Below are 22,966 nucleotides of genomic sequence, written 5' to 3'. Positions count from 1 at the left end.
CGTCTGCAGAAAAGTGAAATTTGCGTAATTAACATCCACTCACAGCAACACCCATCACGTAGGTCGGGCGAGCGAAGCGACTCCCGACGCTAGAATCACAACAAAATCCCTCAATATCTCAGTCGGCCGATATCGTAGCATTTGCTACGTGACTCTCTACCGCTGTGGGCACTACGACATTCTACTGCGTAACGCACCGACCTCAAATTGTAGAAACCCGTTACAGCAATGTGACGGTTTTTTTGCTATCTGGAATTTATTAAATAGCCAAGAGCGCATACCGAACTCAGTAGTGAAACAAAACAGCTCGAGGCGAGCCCCGCGGAAGGCCGCCCCGACACAAAGATAGTGTAGAATTTCACTGTGCCTCTCTACCGCAGTGGGCACCACGACACCCTGCACCGACTTCAAATTAAAGAAACCCGTTACAGAAATGTAACGGGTTTTTCGCTGTCTGGGATTAAATAAATAGCTTAAAGATGGATGAAATTTAACAGAGATAGGGCAACTAAAGATTATTAAATTGTACTAGTGAGGTTTTTTATGGCACGTTTAAATTGATTCTCAAGCTGTTTTTTTCCTAATAAACCTAAGTATTGAATCACTTTTTCATTACTTTCATTTTGTAGTACTAACTTTATTAAGAGTTGTTTATCAGACTCTGTTAATTGAGACATACAAGAAGGAGACTGGTTCATTATCTGCCAAAGAGTCGCAGAGATACTAAATTGAGTGAAGTTACTGTTTACGAGCAAGACTAATCTTTCGCGAATCTCTAGACCTACTAACTCATCGCTAAGCCCTTCAATTAAAATACTTACAAGTTGCCAATCTAGTGTTTTAAAGTGTGTTAAAAGCCCATAAAAAAAGTCGTTTTTAAACTGCTTTTTCAAAGGTTGGATAATTGCACTTTTGTTATTTAAGCATTTAACCACAAGCGCTGAATGTTCAGCTGTGCTTTTATCGCGTTGATAACCCAGTTTTATGGTATCAAATCCTTGGTTCTGCCAAAAATTAAGTAACTGCGCTGTTGCGCCAAAGCTTGCACCAAACCAACTACATTGGTTTTTTACTTGCGACTCGCAATAGCTAAGTAGCTTTTTACCAAGCCCTATATTGTGAGAACTCGGATCAATCGCTATTCGTACAACGCGAGCGCTCAGTTGTGTTAAACAGTCATTATTAAAGCTAAGTTGTGAGAGTGCTTGCGCCATTAAATGTCCTTGCGGACGACGCTCTCCACTTATAACTTGTAGGGCAAGTTCTTCACTCAAACCACCTTCTATGGCGATTAAGCATACGCCAACTAATTGATTATTAATTTTGCTAATAAATAGTCGTTGCGATGGTGCGTCTAGTAGTTGGCGTAAGTCGTTTACACTACTTTGATAGTGAGCTAATGCAAGCAGGGCAATAACTTGCTGCAGTAATGGCTCATTGTTTACAAGGGATTGCTGAGTTATTTCACTATGAACTGGCTGTTCTAATTGATTACTACTTAACTCATTATATTGTGCATCGAGTGCAAACAGTGTGCGAATGTGTTGCTCAAGGGGATCGTGTTTAGCAAAGCGCAGTGGCTCATCCAGTGTTACAACTTTAGAGGCTTTATAGTGCGCTTTAATATAGTTACTAAAGCGAATGGTATAACCTCTGCCATTGCCCTCATACCCAACCAGAGTGCTTGCAAATACTATACGAGGGTAATTAGCTAGCATTTGTAGTAATAACGGAACAGGGATTGCTGCAGCTTCATCTACTAGTAATAAATTGCACTCAGGTAGTGTGTTTAATAACGCGTCAGGTGCAACGTAGTGCAAGTTGGCGAGCTGTTTATGTTCAGCATTGTATTGCAGGCTTAACTCGTTGGCTAAATGTTTAAAGCTACTATGGGTCGCTTTAAACTGAGTACTACAAATAATTACTTTTTTATCAGTCAGTTTTGCTGTTGCGAGGCCGAGTGCTGCCGACTTACCCCTGCCTCTATCGGCATTAATAAGTAAAGGTCTGTTGGCACGGCCCTTAGCCACTTTAACTATTTGTTCAACGCAGCTTTGCTGAGGTTGATAATCAATTTTATTATGTGTAACAAAGCTGGAGTTGTGATCAATACAGCCATTTTTTTCACTAAAATGAAAAGCAGGTAATTGTTTAATAACAGTTGCGAAACGTTGATTAAATAAACTGTAGTTAATGGTATGACCGTGTGATTGTACTGTACTTAATGAAGGGTCTTGCCAAGTAGGTAAGTCACCTAATTCATGCAGTAATAAAAACAGCATACCACCGGCTTTAACGGTGCCGGAAAGTGCTGCAAGTTTATCTGGGTGCAAACCACTAAAACCGTCGTAAACAGCATGAGCAAATTCTTGCCCTAAAATTTGGTGAGTGCGAGTAGGCCAGTATGAATTTTTAAGCGCACGCTGCTTTGAGACAACAAGTGTATTGTTTTCATCTATTAATGAGTTAAGTAATTCATAACACCAAGCTGGGCTGCCCGTAATCAACACTAGCTGACGATGATACGCGCCAGCTAGTTGTTGTTCTAACTCATTTAGGTGAGCTTTATACAGCTTGTAATCGTGCATAGGCCGTTACTAACCATTTACTGCCAAGGTCGTCAAAGTTAACTTGTACGCGAGATTGCGCGCCGCTGCCTTCGTAATTAAGTACGGTACCAATGCCAAACTTAGCATGAAGTACTCGTTGACCTAAGTTAAAGCCACTGTCTTCAAATGCGGCATGGCTAACTGATGCGCTAAAACGCCCGGCAGCAGGTGGACGAGAAACCTGTGTTTTAATACGGATTTCCTCAACGCAGTCCTCAGGGATTTCGCGTAAAAAGCGTGATGGGCTATGGTATTTTTCTTGCCCGTATAAGCGGCGACTCTCAGCATGGCTAATGTATAACTTATCCATTGCTCGTGTCATGCCTACATAACAAAGGCGGCGCTCTTCTTCTAAACGGCCAGACTCTTCGTTACTTTGCTGAGAAGGGAACATGCCTTCTTCTACGCCTACCATAAACACTAACGGAAACTCTAAGCCTTTAGCTGAGTGAAGCGTCATCATTTGTACGGCGTCTTCGTGCTCTTCTGCTTGCCCTTCACCTGACTCAAGTGAGGTATGTGCTAAAAAACCTTGTAAAGGCGAGCTGTATTCTTCGTCTTCAGGAAGTTCGTACTGGTCACATGCGCTAATTAGCTCTTCTAAGTTTTCTACGCGAGCACGGCCTTTTTCGCCTTTTTCAGCTTGGTACATTGCCATCAAGCCTGAGGTTTGAATTGTGTACTTGGCTTGCTCATGTAAAGTTAGATCGCTAATTTTATCTTCTATTTGTTCAACGAGCTCTACAAACTTACTTACTGCGCCAGAGGCACGGCCAGATAAATGCTGTTGTTCTACAATTGCTTTTGCGGCATACCAAAGCGGTAACGATTCTGCTCGTGCACAGTCGCGTATATGGCTCAATGTTTTGTCGCCAATACCGCGTGCTGGCGTATTAATTACACGCTCAAATGCGGCATCGTCTTGACGATTACCGACTAGGCGTAAGTACGACAACGCATCTTTAATTTCTTGTCGTTCGAAGAATCGCATACCACCATAAATACGGTATTTTAAGCCTTCTTGCAGCATGGCTTCCTCGAGTACACGAGATTGCGCGTTACTACGGTATAAAATTGCTGCATCTTGCAGCGCATTACCTGCATTTAACCAGCTTCGTAATTTGCTACTTACAAAGCGGGCTTCGTCTAACTCATTAAATGCTGCATAAATAGAGATTGGCTCGCCATCGTTACCGTCGGTCCACAAGCTTTTACCCATACGTTCTGAGTTATTTTGAATTAATGCGTTAGACGCTTTCAAAATAGTTGCAGTTGAACGGTAGTTTTGCTCCAGACGAATGGTTTCTGCGCTGAAGTCAGTTAAAAAACGTTTAATGTTTTCGATTTTCGCACCACGCCAACCATAAATGCTTTGGTCATCGTCGCCTACAATCATAATGCTATTTGTATCGCCAGCAAGTAACTTTAACCATGCATATTGAATGGTATTTGTATCTTGAAACTCATCTACTAGCATATGTGCAAAGCGTTGCTGATAATGACGCAGTAACGTAGGGTTATTTTTTAACACTTCGTAGCTGCGTAGTAATATTTCAGCAAAGTCGACTAAACCTGCTCTATCACAGGCTTCTTGGTAGGCGGCGTAAACACGCAGCATCATTTGCTCATTAATATCGTATGCTTGAATATCTTTAGGGCGAAGTGCTTCATCTTTTTTGGCGCTTATGTACCAGCCAAATTGTTTAGCAGGCCATTTTTTATCATCAATATTCATCGATTTTAATAAGCGCTTGATCATCCGAAGCTGATCGTCAGAGTCTAAAATTTGAAAGGCTTCTGGTAAGTTAGCTTCACGGTGATGAGCACGTAAAATACGATGCGATAAACCATGGAACGTACCAATCCACATACCACCTACAGGGGCTTTTAGTGTTTCTTCAACGCGGCTACGCATTTCTTTAGCTGCTTTATTAGTAAAGGTAACTGCAAAAATACTGTAAGCGGAGGCTTGCTCAACTTGCATAAGCCACGCAATACGATGAACTAACACTCGTGTTTTACCAGACCCAGCACCTGCTAATACCAGCATGTTTTGTAGTGGGGCTGCAACGGCATCGCGTTGTTTGTCATTTAAGCCATCGAGTAATTGTGAAACGTCCATCGTTACGCCTTTTTAATCAATATTGTGGGCAGTATAACAGGTGTTTTTGTTAGGCTAAATAAAATACTGTTTTTATAAACAGCTATTTATAAAATAGTGTTCAAAACGAGTGACTTGCTACTTATTTAAACAAGCGGAAAAGTGCAAACGCATAACAGAAATTGCTAATTTGACCTAATTTTAGCAAAATTTACTAACTCCTTAAATCTAGACTAATTTAACTATTTGATTTGTAAGCTTTAATAAATTGGCATAAAGTGTGTAAGTAAATAATTATAAAATTAAATAAATACAGAGGTTAGTATGGCAGATCAAGGTTCTGGCGGTAACGTAATCGCAGCATTATGTAATATATTTTTTCCTGGTTTAGGGCAGTTAGTGCAAGGGCGTATTTTAGCGGCTATATTTTTTGCACTCGCTATTATAATAAGTTACGCACTAATTTATGTGCTTGTAGGCTTTGTACTTGTGCCTATTATTTACTTATGGTCGATTATTGACGCAGCGCGTTATAGATCGCGAAGTTAACGGTTTTCAAGTTGAGTAAAATAGCGCCCATGTGGCGCTATTTTACTTTATATGTCCTGTGGTTTACGGGCGTTTACGTATATAATTACCCAATTAAAGATTTACAGGCAAACCCTATGGAATATCAATTTATTCGCGACCCTATTAGTGGGCTACGTATTAAAATAAGCAGTGAACACGCTATTATTGGTCGCTGGCTAAACGAAGAAATAGGCAAAGACAAAGTAGCCATGGTGCAAGCGCTTATTGCATCGGTGAGTTCAAGCTATGAGCCGCTAACGTTAAAAGGCCAAGAAATAGATTTAATATTAACGAAAGACGAAGCATTATTTGAAGCCCATGCGCTTCATCAAGACAGCGAAGACCTAATAGCGTATCAAGATGACGATTTAGCGCTTGAAGAAAATGGTTTAAGTAGTGGTTGTGGCTTTGAAGATTTCATTGATTTAATTGATTCATGGCATGAGTTTACGACGTCACGATAAACATAACTAGCACACTAATAAAAATATACAGCAATGCACAATCAGCATTTTATCTGTATTATTACACCAACGAACATTACGCCAATCAAAACGACAGGAACTGATATGTCTGCCAATTTAAACAAGCTAGTAGTGATGCTAGAAATGCAAAACGCCATGAATACTAAAGTACATGAGCAATGGTTTACTCAAGGGTTTGAATGGTACCGCGCTATTTGGGTTGAGTGTGCTGAAATGTTGGATCATCATGGTTGGAAATGGTGGAAAAAACAAACACCAGATACTGAACAAGTTATTTTAGAGTTGGTTGATATTTTTCATTTTGGTCTATCACTTAGAATTGACGGTGAAACTAGCTACGAAGACTTAGCAAAGCAACTTGAAACTGAGCTTAGCAATGCTCAACAAGCTGATGACTTTAAACAAACACTAGAGATATTGGCGGCGTCTGCTGTTGCTGATAAAACGTTTAATGCAGGTGCCTTTGCCGGCTGTATGGCGCAAATGGGTATGGATATTGATGATTTATATCGCGGCTACGTAGGTAAAAACACGTTAAACTTTTTCCGCCAAGATCACGGTTACAAAGATGGTAGCTATATTAAAGAATGGAATGGGCAAGAAGATAACGAGCATTTAGTTGAAGTAGTTAAAAGCCTTGATACAGAACATGCAGATTTTGCAAAGTTAGTATATCAAGGGCTAGAAGCGCGTTACCCAAAAATTTAAGTCACGTAAGTTGAGTTAGATAATCTTACGATAGTCGGTAACACTTAGGTAATCGGCTATTTCGTTATGTGGTTGTTGGCTATCTGGGTTAGCAACTGCAAGTAAGTGCTCAATGCCGTATTCTCGTGCGGCATTCAAAACCGGCACACTGTCATCTACAAACAAAGTGCGCTGCTTATTAAACCCTAAGTCTTTTTGTACTTGGTGCCACAAACTTTGTTGCTCTTTACTTACTCCATATTCATGAGTAGACACTACGCCATCTAGGTAGTTATCAATCGCTGTATGCTCAAATTTAAGCATGACACTCTCAGGGTGGGCGTTGGTAAGTAAAATTAACTCTTTGCCTGCTTTTTTAAGCTCAGTTAAAAAATGAGGTACGTCTTCGCGCATTTTAATTAAATGCTGAGACTCTCGTTTAAGCTCCATTATAGGCAAGCTTAATTGCTGCTCCCAATAATCTAAACAATACCACTGTATTTGACCGCTCACAGCTTGATAGCGTTTTAAAATATCTGCTTTAGCTGCATCTAGGCTAATGCCCCTTGCTAATGCGTGTTGCGCAGGAATAACGTTAAGCCAAAAATGACTGTCGTAATGTAAATCGAGTAATGTTCCATCCATGTCGAGCAAAACGGTATCGATTTTTGACCAATTTAACATAGGAATTTCAACTTATAAGGTTTATTATTGAACTAACTGCCATGATAGCAAATTAACGCCAATGACACAGAAAAAGCACCCAGTACCACCACAAATCCTAAGTAACAACGTTGTCGCTAAAAGCCGCCTGTTTACTGTGGAGTCTTTAGAACTCAAGTTTTCTAATAACGAAGAACGCCAGTATGAGCGAATTCGCGGCGGTGGCCGGGGAGCTGTCATGATTGTTCCGTTGAGTGCAGACAACGAACTACTACTTGTACGTGAGTATTGTGCGGGTACAAACGACTATCAGTTGGGCTTTCCTAAAGGTTTAATCGATCCGGGCGAAACGCCAGAGCAAGCTGCTAACAGAGAGCTTAAAGAAGAAATTGGCTTTGGTGCTGAGTATTTTAAACCATTAAGAACAGTAACAATGGCGCCAAGTTACTTTAATGCCACTATGCATATTTTGTTTGCTAAGCAATTATATCCACAAACCCTTATTGGCGACGAACCAGAGCCGCTTGTTGTTGTTAAGTGGCCATTAACTCAGTGGCAGTCATTATTAGACCAAGAAGATTTTACCGAAGCACGCAGTGTTGCAGGTTTGCTATTATTAGATAAGTATTTAGCGTCTGGAGCTGCCGATGAATAAATTAATCGAACCGTGTATTGAATTAGCTGAGCGTGCTGGCGATGCAATTATGGCCATTTATAAAAAAGGCGATATTGGCCAACAAGAGAAATCAGATAACACGCCTGTTACCAAAGCTGATTTAGCAGCAAATGACGTATTGGTTGCTGGATTAAAAGCACTTGCGCCCGATATCCCAATTATGTCGGAAGAAACACCTATACCAGCACTCGCCGACCGACAAGATTGGCAGCGATATTGGTTACTCGATCCGATGGATGGCACAGGCGAGTTTATTTTAGAAAGTGGCGACTTTGCAGTAAATATTGCATTGATTGAAAATAATCATCCAGTGCTTGGGGTTATTCATTGGCCTGCAAAAGGGGTGACTTATTTTGCTACCGCTAAAAATGGTGCCTTTAAACGTGAAAACTCAATTGATAAACAAATATCTGTAGCGCCGCCAGAGAACTTGACGCTTGCAGTGAGCCGCCGCCAAAAAATAGAAGCGGTGAGTCAGTATTTAAATAGTCAATTTACAACTATTGCTATTGGTTCGTGTTCTTTAAAAGCTTGTACTGTTGCAGAAGGCAAAGCAGATTGTTTTTTAAGAATTGGTCCAACGGGAGAGTGGGATACAGGTGCTTCACAAGTTATTGTTGAAGAAGCCGGTGGTTGTATTACTGATGCAGAGTTTAACCCGCTAACGTACAACCAGCGAGAGAGTACTGAGAACCCTGACTTTATAGTGATGGGACATCCCGACTGGGAATGGCAAAAAATGATTAATCCACATCAAAGATTGATCGCAGAATAGCAATTTGATTGCTTTTTGTTCGGTTGAACAACTTTAATTAGTTTAGGCCTTGCATTAAATGTTTATTCCTATATAGTAGCGCTCTCTTCAAGGCANAACAACTTTAATTAGTTTAGGCCTTGCATTAAATGTTTATTCCTATATAGTAGCGCTCTCTTCAAGGCAGGCTCGTAAATATTACGAAAATGTTTTAAAGAAATTACAGGCGCGGGATGGAGCAGTCTGGTAGCTCGTCGGGCTCATAACCCGAAGGTCGTCGGTTCAAATCCGGCTCCCGCAACCAATTCTTTATAAGATTTGGTTACTGTAAACTCTAGCTTAAGAGATAAAATAAAGTAGTCGATAGACTTAAAATATACAGGCGCGGGATGGAGCAGTCTGGTAGCTCGTCGGGCTCATAACCCGAAGGTCGTCGGTTCAAATCCGGCTCCCGCAACCAATTATTTTATAAAGATTTAGTGCAATAGGTAGTTTTAAAAGGTCGTCGGTTCACTCTTCACCTTCACAGCTCCCGCAATAAATTTTTAAATTGGAAGCCAAGTTGTAATGTAAGCAACTTTAAACAAGTATACAATTTCAGGCGCGGGATGGAGCAGTCTGGTAGCTCGTCGGGCTCATAACCCGAAGGTCGTCGGTTCAAATCCGGCTCCCGCAACCACTGAAATAAATAAGAATGAAACAACACGCTTAAAGCGTGTTTTTTTATGCCTGAAATTTGATGAGTGTAGTGATTTGGCTTATTCTTTAAAGATCGTCTTCACCGTGTGGGGCATTCACTTCTCATAAGCACAAGCTCCCGACACCCCTGAGATACACTTCAAAAATGTTATAAACTTCTTAAAATAAATCGTTATTACTTAAAACTTTGTTTAGTTTGTGTTAAAACGGCACAAATGTTTTTGGGTTGTTACAAGTATGACTGAACTTTACCACTGGTTTGATTTAATAGGCATTGCGGTGTTTGCTGTGTCGGGCACTTTGCTAGCGTACGAAAAAAAAATGGATGGCTTTGGAGTCGTAGTTTTAGCGACGGTAACTGCTATTGGTGGTGGTACAGTGCGAGATCTAATTTTAGATGTTCCTGTGTTTTGGTTACACGATCAAAGTTACTTTTTTGCCATACTAGCTTCAGTATTTGTTACAACACGCCTTATAAATAAACAAAAGCCGATACCTCATTATATTTTACAAACAGCGGATGCGTTTGGTTTAGCTTTTTTTGCAGTAATGGGGGCGCAAAAAGCGCAGCTTGTTGGTATGCCCGATATGACAGCGGTAATTATGGCTGTAATTACAGGCTGCTTTGGTGGATTAATTCGAGATGTGCTTGCACGCGAGATCCCTATGCTATTAAAAGGTGAGCTTTACGCTATTACCTGTATAGCGGGTGGCACTGTTTATACGCTTGGCATTAGTTTTTCGTTAGTAACCGAAATGGCGATGGTATTAGGTATGTTAATGACCTTATTACTTCGTTTAGCTGCTATAAAATGGCAAATCACATTACACGTTTTTAAATATCCTGACTAAACTGGTGTAATCACACCATTTACTAGGATAAGGAATGTCGTTAGCTCGTATATTTTCTCGTGCTCAAGTGGGTATAAATGCCCCTGAAGTTATTGTAGAAGTTCACCTAGGAAATGGTTTACCCGCTTTTCATATAGTAGGCCTGCCCGAAGCGTCCGTTAAAGAATCAAAAGATAGAGTACGTAGCGCACTCGAAAACTCACAATTTGGTTTTCCCGATCAACGAATAACTGTAAATTTAGCCCCTGCCGATTTGCCAAAAGATGGCGGACGGTTTGATCTTGCTATTGCGGTGGGTATTTTAGTCGCCTCTGGGCAAATAGTGTGTCCTGATATTCACAAGTACGAGTTTTATGGTGAGCTTGCTCTTAATGGTGAGGTGCGTGGTGTAAACGCTATTTTACCTTCGGTACTTGCTGCAAAAGAGCAAGATCGTTGCTGCTTTTTACCTATTGCAAACGACAGCCTAGCAAGCCTAGTTAATGGCGTTAAACGCAAAGCCGTAAGCTCTATTCAAGAAGTGTGGGGGGATTTACTTAATCAACAACCCTTACCATTAAATATAGAGTATCCCGACTGCACACAAGCCCCTGACTTTTTACTTGATTTAAGCGATGTGAAAGGTCAGCCCGGTGCAAAGCGAGTACTCGAAATTGCTGCAGCTGGCGGGCATAATTTATTACTTAAATGTCCTAATGGACCCATAATTAATTTTACTCCTTAAAGGTCAGTAATGAAGTCTTTTTGTCTTTTATTCTTTACGTTAGCCACCAGCTTAGCCCAAGGGGCGTATGTTCCTACGTCTTGGTCTGGAGCTAAGGAAGTCGCAAGGGATGAAGTTTATTCTGGATATACGATTACAAAGTATTGTGGTTGTTTGTATCAGCCTAAAGGTGACAGTGGGGGTGTCATAGATACAGCTTCATGTGGTTATGATGGCTCTAAAGCAAAGTATAAAAACGCAATTACAGTCTTAGATTGGGAGCATGTTGTACCAGCTTCTTTAACACCCGCAAGGCAAATGAATTGTTGGGTTAATGGTAGTCGTAATGTGTGTGAGAGAACTTCCAAAGAGGCTCAAGCCATTATATTTGATTTGCATAATCTTGTTCCCTCAGTAGGGCAGGCTAACCGTATAAGGTCTGACTCTAGGTATGGGATTATCGAAGGGGAAGCCAGAGAGCTTGGGCAATGTGATTTTGAGTGGACTAAAGATATCGTAGAGCCTTCAGAGAAGATTCGAGGTGAATTGGCTAGGATATGGCTTTATATGAGTTATAAACATGGTGTGAATCTTTCTGAGGAAGAACGCTTAATGTTCCTTAGGTGGTCTCTTAGTGATCCTCCTGATGAGTGGGAGTTCATTAGGAATGCTAGGATAAAGGAGCTTCAGGGTAACTCTAACGCTTATGTCGATATGTTTATCAAAGCGCCATTAGAATTACATAATGAATCTAAAAAGTGAACACTAGGTACTTAATGTTTATTCTTATTAGTGGTTTCCACTCAAAGAGCTTTCGTATAACACACTATACGGACTCATGAAGTTAAACTTATCGCTTACCACATGAGGTATATAGTGGTTTACTGCATGGTGCTAATTCCCCTGTAGGCCTTATATATAAAGACTCTCAAGGGAATTACATAGGATAACTATAGGATAGGCTTAAAAGCCAATATCTTCCCATAGGTTTCTTTGTTTTTTCTTTTCTCTCGATAACCTTATTTTCTCTGAAGGCAATGTGAAGTCATATTTAATTTTATCCATGATATCGCTACTTAAAAGTTCATCTTCTGGACTTTCTTCTTTGTATTGTTTTAAGTGTGCTAAAGCAAGGGTCCCACCAACTTTAAAAAACGTATCAAAGACATCAATCGCAAGGGCTTCAGCCGTTTCGTCGTATCCATCACAAAAGCTTTCTCCAATAAAATGCTCTACAGGGAAGCCAAGACGTTTTAATTCTTTAGATAAAGTAGTTGGTATATCTACACCTCTTGACCCAAAAACTGGCAATGCTTTGTCTTTTTTCTGGGGTATTAAACAGAACTCTGCTGCTAGTAATGGCAGATTGTACCTTTCTCGACATATCTGCTTAAAGTTGTCATCAGTTATCTCATCGCCTCTTTGTACTGACTGTTGAGCGCTGTAAGGGAAGGGGGTGTTTGAATGTTCTCTATTAATTGACGCTGGTGCAATCATAAGATTAGAGGGCGTAAGCTTACCTACTAGGTCTCCTTCACCCTTAAGTGGGTCTATATGACACAAGTGGTATTCATAAGTTTTGGTAACTGTTTCACCATCGCTTTGAAATCCACACGCTTTACGATAGAACTTCCACAGGTGAATTAGACCTCTTAACTCATTGGTATCAGCAGGTATTGAGTTTGTACACTGACGTTGGAAGGCCCTACGTAACCATTGACCAAATGAGCTACTAAAGAACTTATAGTCAATGGTCTTAGTGTGGCAGTCTTGGCATATGCTTATCGTAGAGCGACGCTGCTTACCTGTAATTGGATTAGTTGTTAATGCTTTTACTCTACGCTTACCGCACTCTCTACAGGTCACAGGGCGTTGTTTTGCCATTGAAGGGCTCCTTAATTCTCTCTATATTTTATGCACTAATATAATTAGCGAACGAATCTAAGTGCCGTGTCGCTCGTGCGGGGATTCTGGTGTTTTGGGAAGGTATATTACTTTTCTTGCTTCGATTCTTTCACTATGCGACTTACTGAACTTACAGCAATATTATGTTTAGCTGATGTTTTACGTACAGAGAGACCACTATTTATATCTTTCATGACTTCTTCTCTGTTTATGGTAGCGCTACGACCTTTATAAAGCCCTTTCTTCTTTGCTGCTTCAATGCCTTCACGTTGACGCTCTAATATGAGTTCACGTTCAAATTGAGCCACTGCACCAAGCATTGTAAGCATTAGGTTGTTCATTGAGTTTTCACCACCAGCGGTAAAGGTTAAGTTTTCTTTTATAAACCTTATTGTGACTCCTTTAGCTTTTAGGCTTTCAACAATCTCTAGTAAGTCTTTGGTATTACGGGCTAGCCTATCCATAGAGTGAACCACCACTTCATCACCTTCACGAACATGGTTCATCATAGCGTTTAGCTGTGGGCGTTCAGTGCTTTTAGCTGAGGCCTTTTCAATAAACTTCTTATCGTAAGCCACATCAACCAATTGTCTATCAGTGGACTGTTGAGAGGATGAAACTCGAATATATGCGATAGTTTGATGGTTACTCATCTATGAAGTGTTCCTTTATAAATCTAAGACCCATAAATATTACTGTGCCGTTAACTTAAAATCAACCCTAATAAGAACGGTTTTAAGCACTTTCATAATGTTCTCATTTAGCATACCTAAATAAGAACGTTGCATGTGGTTTTTATGACATATTGTAGTAAGCTTGTGATTAATGTGATAAAAACTACCACTTGGACGATAGATATTTTTACTGTAATTAGTGGTGAGTATTAAGGGATTAAAATGAATTATAAAAACGTTAATTTTGACTTGTATAGATATCAACTGTTACCAATAACTCAAAATATACAGCCTGATTTATACAGAGAGATATTGACTAAAGAGGAGTTAAAAAGAAAGAAAAACATACTTTTCCACGAGGTTATATCTAAACTTCCTAATATGGTGAGCAATTCAGGTAATTCACTTCAACAAAAAATAGTTCTAAACACGGAAAGCTGGTTTGCGTTTAAGCTGGGTACACAAAAAACAATAGAAATTGAAAATGAAAACTTTAATAGAGAATTGGTAGACAACTGGCCTCATGTAACAGTCATTATCGATAACAGGTCTGACCGTCAGCTTATAGCCATATCAAAGAATAGTAGAGCTTTTTCGTCAACACGCGTTGTAGCAAAGATCATTAAGGAGTCACTAAAAAATCACTTAGCTAATTTACAGCTTTCAATGCATATTGAGGCTATATTTGAAGAGAAATGTTTCTGGAAGTTAATAAATAAAAATAGGGGAAAGGTAACCTCAATTAAGTTTGAGTTGATTTCACCAAATATGGCAAACATTTCAAAATCCCTAAAAGTGGATTTGAAGCAGATAAATATTGACACAAACTCACATAAAACATGTTTAGAACTAAATGCAGATGATAATGCTTCTTTAGAGATACAAGAGGATAATGAAGTAATTGATGGGTTAGTCGAATATGCATCTAAAGGTGGCGGAGATATAGTTTTAAAAGTTAATGGTATAAAGCGCTCCATACGAACGAAGCAATCAATTAAAACAATAGAAATAGATGAGCTTACAGTTGAATCGCTAAATGCTGAATCATTAGAAATACTATTAGGGGCGTTGAGTTAATGATCCTAGACTACTTTAAAAAAACCTCTTTCTTCATAGTCTTAAGTGTGATTGTTTGGTATTTTTGTTCAATTATTGAGTCTAACTATCTGATGGAATTCTTAGATAAGAATTTAATTTCTCTTTTGATAGCTCTATTCGCAATAAATACCACCACAAGTAGTTTCGTTCTAACAAAACTAAAGGATATTAATCAGAAGTATGGGGGAAACTTTGAGGGAACGTTAGGGCAGTTTAGGATATCAGTAATTGAACAGTTAGTTTTTATAGTATTTGCTCTCTTGATATTGGTGCTTCTAAACAGCCAGAGTGTTGTAGGTTTACATAGCCTTGTGTTGCCCATACTTGAGGTACTATTAATAGTCGTATTTATAGCTAGTTTAGATAATTTATATGATACAGCTAACTCAATTTTTGTAATCCTTAGCTGGGAGTCAGGAGAGGGGCGATAAAAAATCAACTTTTATAAAACACGTTTTTATTAAAAGGTATGACACGACGCAATCGCTAAGGCTAGCTAATAGCCCTTATACTCCCCCCTAGGTAATGAAAAGAGTCACACTTGAATTAAATTATCAGGTTGATGAGCTGAGCCCAATAAAACCTGATAGTAGTTTACTGTGTTATTGATTATTCCCACGCAGCCCTAACTCTAAGTAAATAAGAATGGCCAATGGTAACAAACCTATCCCAAAGACTGGTACTAAGGCAGTAGATACTAAATAGATAAAAATCTTCTGCCCTTTAGTGATCCCGTAATACCAATTTTCTATTTTATTCATTGTTTTTACCTTGATGTTTAGATTTCAACTTATTTAACTTCGAAAATTATCTGTCCGCTATCAGAGGTACATTTCATCGAATCAAAATAACCAACTTTTGAAGATAGGCCTTTGTTGCTAACTTGTAGATGAGATTTATTTTCATACTCTGTTGGCACAAATACATCTTTGCCTGACAGCCAATAGATAACATTTCCATTTTGGTCCTTAACAGTATTCCCATCGAACGACCCTATAACTTTTCCTTGAAGATATGCCTTCACTGATAAGACTCCTTATTTAATCTTTGTGTGATATGAGACTAGCGAACCCGTTGGTAAGCTGGATATTAAAATGCTAAGCGAACTTGTATAGTAAAAGGGTCGATTTGTCAGCGGTGTCGTTAGCTATGAGCCAATTGAGTGGAACTCGTACTGCTTTTAAGCTATCCCTGCATGCTAAGCATTTACAATGTTATTACAACGAATTTAAACCCTGAAAGCAACAAATTATTTTAAGAGCTTCCTTGACTCATAGCTAATATTAGATAATTCCACTTTCTAAAAATCAGGTGTTTAATTGAAAGCCTTCGCCATCACCTGAGGTCCATACCTCAGTATTTTCATTATAGTTTAAATGTATATCATCACCATCATTCACTAAGATATCAATAGACTTTTTGCTAGGGTAAAGCACGATAGACTTCAGTTGTCTTTTAAGATGCTGGTGGAGTTTAAGTCGCTCAGGTTGCTCATTGATATTTGCTGTGAGTTCCGTAATATCTATAGACTCATTGTTAACAGCCTTGGCTGCTTGTATGTCAGCTAGCTCTCTATTTATCTCGTTGATACGGTTCTCTTTGTCACGGATAGCTTTACTGATGTATGTACTAAAGCCATTCTCATCAATGTCTTTAATAAGCTTATCTATTTGCTTTTGTATTGTGACCAACTCACCTTCAAGGCTTAGTGTCTTAGCGGTGTCTTCAGGCTTTTTAGCATAGGTTTTTAGCAGCTTTTGTAGAGCTATTAGGATAACCCATTGGGTATAGTAGTAACGGTGACTCACATACTTACAACCACCACCATACCTAGCTAGACTACACACTAAATAATACCCACCCTTTGGTGAACTCCCTTTATTAACGAATTGTATTGAGGAGCCACATTCGCATGATATAAAACCAGAGAATATGTTCCTAGTTAGTCCCTTCTTTATTGAGCCTGTACTACCAATACGTCTACTTTTTATAGCTGCTTGTGATTTGTACCATAAATCTTCCTCTATCACTTGTGGGTAATAGTCTTTAATGACTTCACCTGTGGCCTCGCGTTTACCTTTTGAATTGGTGACGTGCGGGTGATATTCACCAAGTACCATTCTGCCGTTTAGGAGCTTAGTGATAGTAGATGTATGCCACTGAGATGCCCTTGAGCTAATAGGGGGGATGCCCTCATTGTTTAATCTTCTAACAATAGCTGCTCTGCCATAGCCCTCAGCAGAAAGTAGAAATATGTATCTAACTATAATGGCTTTTACTTCTGAGACTAATATCTCTTTTTTATCATCACTGTAGTGTAACCATGATGGTAGAGGGGACCCCATGGGTTCTGAAGCAGCTCTGCTCTGTTTTTTATGCCATGCATCGCCCACACGTTTGCTCTTTGTTGCAGACTCCTCATGAGCTCGACTCATAGAGACTAGGGAAATCAGTAGGGCATGCATATTCATTTCACCCTTTTTATAAACCTGCCTATCCATGAGGGTGACCACTGCTATTCCTAGGTCTACGATAGTCATTAGGAGCATGAGGGAAGTCTCAACGGGCTGTCTACTCATGCGGTCAAAGCTTTCAATGAGTAAGTAGCTACCTTCCTCTATGACACCTTCTTTAACTGCCTCTATAAACCTACCAAGCTCACCATCAGAGGAGTTTTTACCCTTATAGCCACTAACCCCTAGGTCTCTAAATGATAAGCTCTGAAGTTCCAATCCGTTGCTATTTGCGTATTCTTGGGCGCTTTCTAATTGACGTTTGAGGCTTCTGCCTTCGATTTGACCTTTTGTACTGAAGCGGATGTAACTGTATGCCTTGTTCATAACTCTTATGTAAAACTCTATATAAATGTAGTGAAAAATATATGGGGTCTATTAGGGTATTATAAACTTATTTTTAGGTCCACCAGGCACTGGTAAATCAATGCTTGCTCAGCGAATGGCAACTATAATGCCTACTATGTCGGATGATGAAGCTATCTCGACAGCTGCGCTTTACTCTATTATTGGACAATCCATAGATTTAACTAATTGGCGACAGCGGCCATTTCGTAATCCGCATCATACGTGCTCAGCTGTTGCTTTAGTTGGTGGCTCTTCAAACCCGAAGCCAGGTGAAATTTCATTGGCGCATAATGGCGTACTTTTTTTGGACGAATTACCGGAGTTCGAGCGTAAGGTGCTTGATTCACTGCGTGAGCCAATGGAGACCGGCACGGTTACTATTTCACGTGCAGCAAGGCAAATGGAGTTTCCGGCGCAGTTTCAGCTTATTACAGCATTAAATCCAAGCCCAACAGGGAGCCATACTGATAAGCGGGCAACTCCCGATCAAGTTATGCGTTATTTATCGCGAGTATCAGGACCTTTTATTGACCGTATTGATTTGCAAATAGAACTGCCTCGTCTAACGAGCGTTGAACTACAAAGTACTCAGCCAGAGGAAAGTAGTGCTGAGGTTAGAGCAAGAGTTGAAGCGGCTTATTACCTACAGCTAAAACGCCAAGGTAAGGTTAATGCGAGGCTTAATAATAAAGAAATGAGTGTGCACTGTGTACTGGCGCCAGCAGAGTTGCAGTTTTTAGCTAGAGCAAGCGAGAAGTTATCTTTATCGCCACGCTCTTACCATAGAGTAATTAAGGTGGCGCGTACAATTAGTGATTTAAAAGGCGCTGAAAACATTAGTTTAAATGAGCTTAAAGAAGCACTTAATTACCGCGCATTTGAGCGCCTTATTGCGCAATTAACTAAGTATTAAATAGAAAGCATATAGCCTTTACCGCGAACGGTAACAATACGTTTTTGATCTTTTTCGTCATTTAATTTTTTACGTAAACGACCAATAAGCACATCAACAGTACGATCGTTTGGGCTCCAATCGGGCTGGCCTATTTCTTCTGATATTTTTTCACGGGATGTGGCTTTACCTGCATTACTAATTAAGCAAATAAGCACTTTATGTTCGGCTTCAGTTAAGCGTGACTCAACGCCCGCAGCAGTAATTAGTGTGCGGTTATCGGGGTGAAGCTTAAAGTCAGCATATTCTATAAATTCTTCGCTTTCGTCGTCTTCTAGGTTAACGGCAACACGCTTATAGAGCGCGCGCATGCGAAGTTCTAACTCAAGTAAATCGACAGGCTTACAAATATAGTCATCAGCACCTTGTGCAAGGCCTGCAATACGATCGGCTTGGGAGTCACGACTCGATAATACAATAACGCCAATATCGGTAAGTGTGTTTAATTCTTTTGCCAGCTGAAGCCCATCACGCTTTGGCAAAACAATGTCAATTATGGCTAATGATATAGCACCGCGCAGGTTTACCCGCTGCCTTACAATGTTAAGTGCATCAGCGCCAGTTGGGTCTACCTCTATTGTAAATTCGGTATCTGCAAAGTGATTTTGGATGCGTTTAACGAGTAGTTCATCGTCTTCAACCAATAAAACATTAATAGCCATAGTACTTTATTTTGAATGCTTATAGCTCTGTATGGTAGCACCATTAGGTAAATGCTGAGAAGGGGGTTTATTAGTTTTAAGTAACTTAATATTTCAAAGGTGTATAAGACGTTATTAGAGGATGAGGTTAGCACCTTTAAACTAATTAAAAGGTGCTAAATAATTAATACTACTATTAATAAATCTGTATTAAGTCGTTATTTTAAAGGTTCAGGCTCAGTTATTTTTATACATTGAGTCCCACCATTGAGGTTCATCTTTTAGCTTTTTATCAAAGTATGCGAGCATGGTGTTCCACCAATCAAATCGTTTATCGCGTGCAAAAATTTGGTGGTCGGCGCCTTTGTATTCGATTAACTCTACGTCCTTATTAAGCAGTTTAAGCGCAGTGTACATTGTTAAGCTTTCGCCAACAGGTACATTGGTATCACTATCACCATGAAGAAGTAGCATAGGTGTTGTTACTTTGTCGGCATGAAATACAGGGCTATGTTGGCTGTAAAGCTCAGGGTTATTCCATGGGAAGCTATTTTTTGATGCTTCGCCAGAATATAAATAGCCCCACCAACCTTCACCCCAATACGAGGTAATGTTAGAAATACCCGCATGAGCTATTGAGGCACTAAATATATCGGTTTTAGTTGCTAGTAGCATAGTCATAAATCCACCGTACGAAGCCCCTAAATTCCCTACTTTTTTACTATCAACATAGTCGTATTTATTTAAAAAAGCTTGAGTGCCTTCAATTATGTCATCTGCAGTGTAGTCGCCCCAGGCATTAACATGCTGCGCTGAAAACTTTTGTCCAAACCCTGTTGTACCAGTAGGCTGTACTACATAAACAACGTAGCCATTTTCTGCCCATAAATTAAATGGGTAGCGACCAGTAAAACCACGCTTAACTGGTGAAGTACCGCCGTAGTAATACACGAGCGCCGGGTGCTTTTTAGTTTTATCTAAGTTGCTAGGAATGTACACACGACCCGTTATTTCAATACCGTTTTTATTTTTAAAATTAAACTCTTCTAATGTAGGGAGTCGTGTATTTGCATAGCTATTTGGTTTTGAATCCCATATTAAATCCGTTTTATTTTTACTTACATTAAGGCGCTTTAGTTGTTGTGGCGCTAAAGCGTTAGTGCCACTTAATAAAATTTCGCTATTACGGTCGTGTGAGTAACTAAATTGTTCAACAATATCCAATCCTGTATTTAACTTTTTAAAACGCTGTTTACTTAAATCAAATAGGTAAAGTGGTTGAGTGTCTTGCTCTGTTACTTTAATGAGCGCATCGCCGTTTTCTAAAACGTGCAGTTGGCCAATAGCTGGGTCGAATTGTTTGCTAAGTGCTTTAACGTTTTTACCGCCTTCAGTAAGTAGGTAGAGTTGCCCGTCGTAGTTATTAGCAAGCATTGCTTTTGGTAGCGCTCTGCCTGCGCCATTTTTAAAGTCAGGGCCTGCAACTACATAAATATCTTTATTTGCGTATTTAGCTTGGTTAAATGTTTTAAATTTACCTAGGGATGAAAGCTTGTTTGATTTTAAATCGAGTTCAACAAGTTCTGTTTCTGGGTGGGTTGATGCCTGCATTGCCATTACTGGGCGGCTCATTAATATTTTGCCACGGTTACTATTTGAATCTTCAAGGCTGTAAGAAAGAGGACCTTGGCTGAGTGGTTTTGTTAACCCACTTTTAGTATCAAGCATATAAATTTGGCTGGTGGTACGTGCATACGACCAACGATCTTGTAGACCTTTATAGTGCTTGGTTAAGCTGTTAGTGCTCTCAGGTGATTTAGACCAGCTAAACAAAAGACTGTTTTCGTTATAAAAGGTAAAGCCATTGGCTCCTTCTAAATCGTTTGCTAATGTTTTTATCGAGAAGTTTTTACGGCTAAGTTGTTTAAGCTCACCATTTAACAAATACACTAAATATTGGTTATCTGGACTCCAAATAATGTTATTTGGTTGGCCTGCTTCAAAGCGATAAAGCGTTTGATTGTCTGAATTTTTAAGTACAGTAACTGTATTTGCTTGGTTTTGTGTTTTATCGCTATAAGTACGAGTAGTAGTAACGTACTGCTTGGCATTAGGTGCGAGTGATAATTGGCTGATTGTAGGGGCATCAAACAATTGCTTTGCAGATAAACGTTTTGTTTGTGAAGTGCTAAGCGTTATTTTATCAACCTCGCTTTTAGGTGCAAAATCAAGTGTTACGTCATGCCAATTAGCTACTTGCTGAGCTACTATTAAAACAGAGTGAGTACTGTTACTTAAAGCCAGTTTATAGCTGTTCTTGTCGCCAGTTTGTAGTTCACCATTAATAAATAGCTGACCTTGCTCAATCCCTTTTAAGGTAAGCGTACCTTGAGTGAAGCGGGTTGTTTCGATATTAAATTTTAGTGCCTGTAACCCACCTAGAGTGAGTGCATTGATTTTATTAAATGGCTGCCAATTTTGTTTTTTCCCAAATACAGAAAAACTATCTGAGTCTGCTTGTAGTTGCGGTAATAGGTTATTAATAATGGCATTGCCATGAGGTGTTTGAAAAGGCTTTAATTGCATGTCTTCGGCAAGCGGGCCGATAAATTGAATTTTTGATTTATCCAATGGTGCAGCTATTGCAGCAAAGCTTAAACTGCTAAGTGTTAAAAGAGTCGCTGCGTGTTTAAATAGTTTATTTTGATGACACCAATGTGCACTAAATTTCATTATTATGCCTATTATTATTGGAAGTTTGGCCAAATATAGCATGTATTGTTACTATGCTCACATATCCAATATAGAGGAGAGAAAGTGACTTTACTGATAGTTTATATGGTAGTGGCGATTGTTATTTCGTTTTTATGTTCTGTGATGGAGGCTGTGTTATTAAGTATTTCGCCCAGCTATGTTGCATCACTTAGGAAAGATCATCCTGAGCTTGCTAAACAGCTCGAAAAACTTAAAAACAATATAGATCAGCCTTTAGCTGCTATTTTAACTTTAAATACGGTTGCCCATACTGCGGGTGCTGCTGGGGTAGGCGCACAGGCAGCTGTCGTGTTTTCCGATGCGGCTGTAGGTATTGCATCAGCCATTATGACATTCCTCGTATTAATTCTTTCTGAAATTATTCCTAAAACCTTGGGGGCTAATTACTGGCGAGCTCTAACGCCAAGTGTTACTTACGCTTTGAGGTTTTTAGTTATATCGCTAAAGCCTTTTGTATGGTTTGCACAAAAGCTAACAAATTTAATGGGTCCAAAGCACGATGAGGCTTACTATATTCGTCAAGAGATAGAGGCAATGGCTGATATAGGTACGGAGTCGGGTGCATTACATCAGGATGAGTCCGAAATAATTCGTAGTTTATTGCATTTTAGACATGCAAAATTATGCGACTTAATGACGCCTCGAACTGTAATTTTTAAAATCCACAAAGACTTAACAGTAAATCAGTATTTAAACGATCACGGCTCGTCGTCATTTTCTCGTATATTGGTATTTGATAAAGACAGCGACGATATTGTTGGGTTTGTGCATAAAAACGATATTATGCTGGCATTTCACCGTTTAGGTACCGATTACAAAATTAGCAAATTGATTAAGCCTATTTATACGGTGCCGAGTTCTCAAAATGTATCGTCGTTACTGCAAACTCTTTTAACAAAGCGCACGCATATATGCCTAGTTGTAGATGAGTACGGTGACGTGCAAGGTATTGTAACGCTAGAGGATATGATTGAAGCTTTAATGGGGCTAGAGATTGTAGATGAGCGTGACCAATCTACTAATATGCGCGCAGTAGCAAGGCAGCGTTGGCACAAACGTTTAGCAAGCAGTGCGCATATAGTCAGTGAAGAAGATAAACACACTCGGGGTGATAATTAGTTAACCAGCCCCGATTAAATATGGTAGTGTTTAGAAATCTGTGTCATTTCAGTATTATTAAGAAAACAGGAGTGACACATGACTCAATCTTTCGATTTCAACAAAGCATTAGCTGAACTTCAAGCTGGTAAAGGTCTTACTG

At 39.6% G+C, this 22,966-nt stretch carries 19 protein-coding genes, 3 tRNA genes and 2 pseudogenes; 15 read left to right on the top strand and 9 right to left on the bottom strand.

Annotated features, from left to right (window positions below; all coding sequences use genetic code 11):
- Nucleotides 1-518: 518 nt before the first annotated feature.
- Together I6F49_RS18445 and uvrD are read right to left on the bottom strand one after the other, a co-directional pair.
- Nucleotides 519-2,588, bottom strand: a complete 2,070-nt coding sequence (locus I6F49_RS18445) for a GNAT family N-acetyltransferase (protein WP_197181578.1) — start codon at nt 2,586-2,588, stop codon at nt 519-521.
- Nucleotides 2,566-4,731, bottom strand: coding sequence for a DNA helicase II (gene uvrD, locus I6F49_RS18440; RefSeq protein WP_008166456.1), 2,166 nt, complete (start codon nt 4,729-4,731; stop codon nt 2,566-2,568). The genes I6F49_RS18445 and uvrD overlap by 23 nt, the downstream gene beginning before the upstream one ends.
- 303 nt (nt 4,732-5,034) lie before the next feature.
- Between uvrD and I6F49_RS18435 the strand changes: the two genes are divergently transcribed.
- The 3 genes from I6F49_RS18435 to I6F49_RS18425 all read left to right on the top strand — a co-directional run bounded on the left by I6F49_RS18435 (nt 5,035) and on the right by I6F49_RS18425 (nt 6,473).
- Nucleotides 5,035-5,259 carry a hypothetical protein gene (locus tag I6F49_RS18435; protein WP_002963009.1) on the top strand — a complete coding sequence of 75 codons (225 nt, stop codon included), beginning with the start codon at nt 5,035-5,037 and terminating at the stop codon, nt 5,257-5,259.
- 116 nt (nt 5,260-5,375) lie between these two features.
- Nucleotides 5,376-5,744: a YacL family protein gene (locus I6F49_RS18430; protein ID WP_024592461.1), complete on the top strand. Its 369-nt coding sequence runs from the start codon at nt 5,376-5,378 to the stop codon at nt 5,742-5,744.
- Nucleotides 5,745-5,849: 105 nt separating this feature from the next.
- Nucleotides 5,850-6,473: a dUTP diphosphatase gene (locus I6F49_RS18425; protein ID WP_007586550.1), complete on the top strand. Its 624-nt coding sequence runs from the start codon at nt 5,850-5,852 to the stop codon at nt 6,471-6,473.
- Between the two features lie 15 nt (nt 6,474-6,488).
- Here I6F49_RS18425 and yrfG read toward each other — a convergent pair whose 3' ends face one another.
- The gene (gene yrfG, locus I6F49_RS18420; protein ID WP_007378908.1) at nt 6,489-7,136 is read right to left on the bottom strand and encodes a GMP/IMP nucleotidase; all 648 of its coding nucleotides are present in this window, start codon (nt 7,134-7,136) and stop codon (nt 6,489-6,491) included.
- A 61-nt stretch (nt 7,137-7,197) separates the two neighbouring features.
- Between yrfG and nudE the strand changes: the two genes are divergently transcribed.
- The 8 genes and pseudogenes from nudE (at nt 7,198) to I6F49_RS18380 (ending at nt 11,561) form a co-directional block, all read left to right on the top strand.
- Nucleotides 7,198-7,770 (top strand): ADP compounds hydrolase NudE, encoded by a 573-nt coding sequence (gene nudE, locus I6F49_RS18415; protein WP_197181577.1) that lies wholly within the window; start codon nt 7,198-7,200, stop codon nt 7,768-7,770.
- On the top strand, nt 7,763-8,566 hold the full coding sequence (cysQ, locus tag I6F49_RS18410; protein ID WP_197181576.1) for a 3'(2'),5'-bisphosphate nucleotidase CysQ: 804 nt from the start codon (nt 7,763-7,765) through the stop codon (nt 8,564-8,566). Before nudE ends, cysQ begins: the two co-directional genes overlap by 8 nt.
- A 206-nt stretch (nt 8,567-8,772) precedes the next feature.
- Nucleotides 8,773-8,849: transfer RNA gene (locus tag I6F49_RS18405), tRNA-Met, on the top strand.
- A 79-nt stretch (nt 8,850-8,928) separates the two neighbouring features.
- Nucleotides 8,929-9,005: transfer RNA gene (locus tag I6F49_RS18400), tRNA-Met, on the top strand.
- Between the two features lie 142 nt (nt 9,006-9,147).
- Nucleotides 9,148-9,224: transfer RNA gene (locus tag I6F49_RS18395), tRNA-Met, on the top strand.
- Between the two features lie 257 nt (nt 9,225-9,481).
- Complete coding sequence (locus tag I6F49_RS18390) at nt 9,482-10,096, top strand: trimeric intracellular cation channel family protein (protein WP_007587018.1); 615 nt, start codon at nt 9,482-9,484, stop codon at nt 10,094-10,096.
- Nucleotides 10,097-10,130: 34 nt separating this feature from the next.
- A pseudogene (locus tag I6F49_RS18385) lies at nt 10,131-10,796 on the top strand (magnesium chelatase domain-containing protein); the annotation flags it as partial.
- Between the two features lie 33 nt (nt 10,797-10,829).
- Nucleotides 10,830-11,561, top strand: coding sequence for an endonuclease (locus tag I6F49_RS18380; protein ID WP_197181575.1), 732 nt, complete (start codon nt 10,830-10,832; stop codon nt 11,559-11,561).
- 201 nt (nt 11,562-11,762) lie between these two features.
- Here I6F49_RS18380 and I6F49_RS18375 read toward each other — a convergent pair whose 3' ends face one another.
- Nucleotides 11,763-12,683 carry a hypothetical protein gene (locus tag I6F49_RS18375; protein WP_197181574.1) on the bottom strand — a complete coding sequence of 307 codons (921 nt, stop codon included), beginning with the start codon at nt 12,681-12,683 and terminating at the stop codon, nt 11,763-11,765.
- A gap of 107 nt (nt 12,684-12,790) precedes the next feature.
- Nucleotides 12,791-13,357 (bottom strand): recombinase family protein, encoded by a 567-nt coding sequence (locus I6F49_RS18370; protein ID WP_197181573.1) that lies wholly within the window; start codon nt 13,355-13,357, stop codon nt 12,791-12,793.
- A 243-nt stretch (nt 13,358-13,600) separates the two neighbouring features.
- Here I6F49_RS18370 and I6F49_RS18365 point away from each other — a divergent pair, with 243 nt between their 5' ends.
- Nucleotides 13,601-14,455: a hypothetical protein gene (locus I6F49_RS18365; protein WP_197181572.1), complete on the top strand. Its 855-nt coding sequence runs from the start codon at nt 13,601-13,603 to the stop codon at nt 14,453-14,455.
- Nucleotides 14,455-14,907, top strand: coding sequence for a hypothetical protein (locus I6F49_RS18360; protein WP_197181571.1), 453 nt, complete (start codon nt 14,455-14,457; stop codon nt 14,905-14,907). The genes I6F49_RS18365 and I6F49_RS18360 overlap by 1 nt, the downstream gene beginning before the upstream one ends.
- A 171-nt stretch (nt 14,908-15,078) precedes the next feature.
- Here I6F49_RS18360 and I6F49_RS18355 read toward each other — a convergent pair whose 3' ends face one another.
- Complete coding sequence (locus I6F49_RS18355; protein ID WP_197181570.1) at nt 15,079-15,237, bottom strand: hypothetical protein; 159 nt, start codon at nt 15,235-15,237, stop codon at nt 15,079-15,081.
- Nucleotides 15,238-15,783: 546 nt separating this feature from the next.
- Entirely contained in the window at nt 15,784-17,316 is a 1,533-nt protein-coding gene (locus tag I6F49_RS18350) for a recombinase family protein (RefSeq protein ID WP_197181569.1), read from the bottom strand.
- A 67-nt stretch (nt 17,317-17,383) separates the two neighbouring features.
- Between I6F49_RS18350 and I6F49_RS18345 the strand changes: the two are divergent.
- Nucleotides 17,384-18,250, top strand: a pseudogene (locus tag I6F49_RS18345) (YifB family Mg chelatase-like AAA ATPase); the annotation flags it as partial.
- Here the strand turns inward: I6F49_RS18345 and I6F49_RS18340 are convergent.
- Together I6F49_RS18340 and I6F49_RS18335 are read right to left on the bottom strand one after the other, a co-directional pair.
- Entirely contained in the window at nt 18,247-18,951 is a 705-nt protein-coding gene (locus tag I6F49_RS18340; RefSeq protein WP_002957913.1) for a response regulator transcription factor, read from the bottom strand. The pseudogene I6F49_RS18345 and the gene I6F49_RS18340 overlap by 4 nt on opposite strands.
- 216 nt (nt 18,952-19,167) lie before the next feature.
- A complete protein-coding gene (locus tag I6F49_RS18335) occupies nt 19,168-21,663 on the bottom strand; it encodes an alpha/beta hydrolase family protein (RefSeq protein WP_197181568.1) in 2,496 nt (831 codons plus the stop codon).
- Between the two features lie 84 nt (nt 21,664-21,747).
- Between I6F49_RS18335 and I6F49_RS18330 the strand changes: the two genes are divergently transcribed.
- Complete coding sequence (locus tag I6F49_RS18330) at nt 21,748-22,824, top strand: hemolysin family protein (RefSeq protein WP_197181567.1); 1,077 nt, start codon at nt 21,748-21,750, stop codon at nt 22,822-22,824.
- Nucleotides 22,825-22,966 lie beyond the last annotated feature (142 nt).

It is taken from the genome of Pseudoalteromonas sp. SWN166 (genome assembly GCF_015864485.1).
Classification (GTDB): domain Bacteria; phylum Pseudomonadota; class Gammaproteobacteria; order Enterobacterales; family Alteromonadaceae; genus Pseudoalteromonas.
The sequence above is the reverse complement of the archived record's forward strand: the minus strand, read 5'-3'. Positions and strand labels throughout refer to the sequence as shown.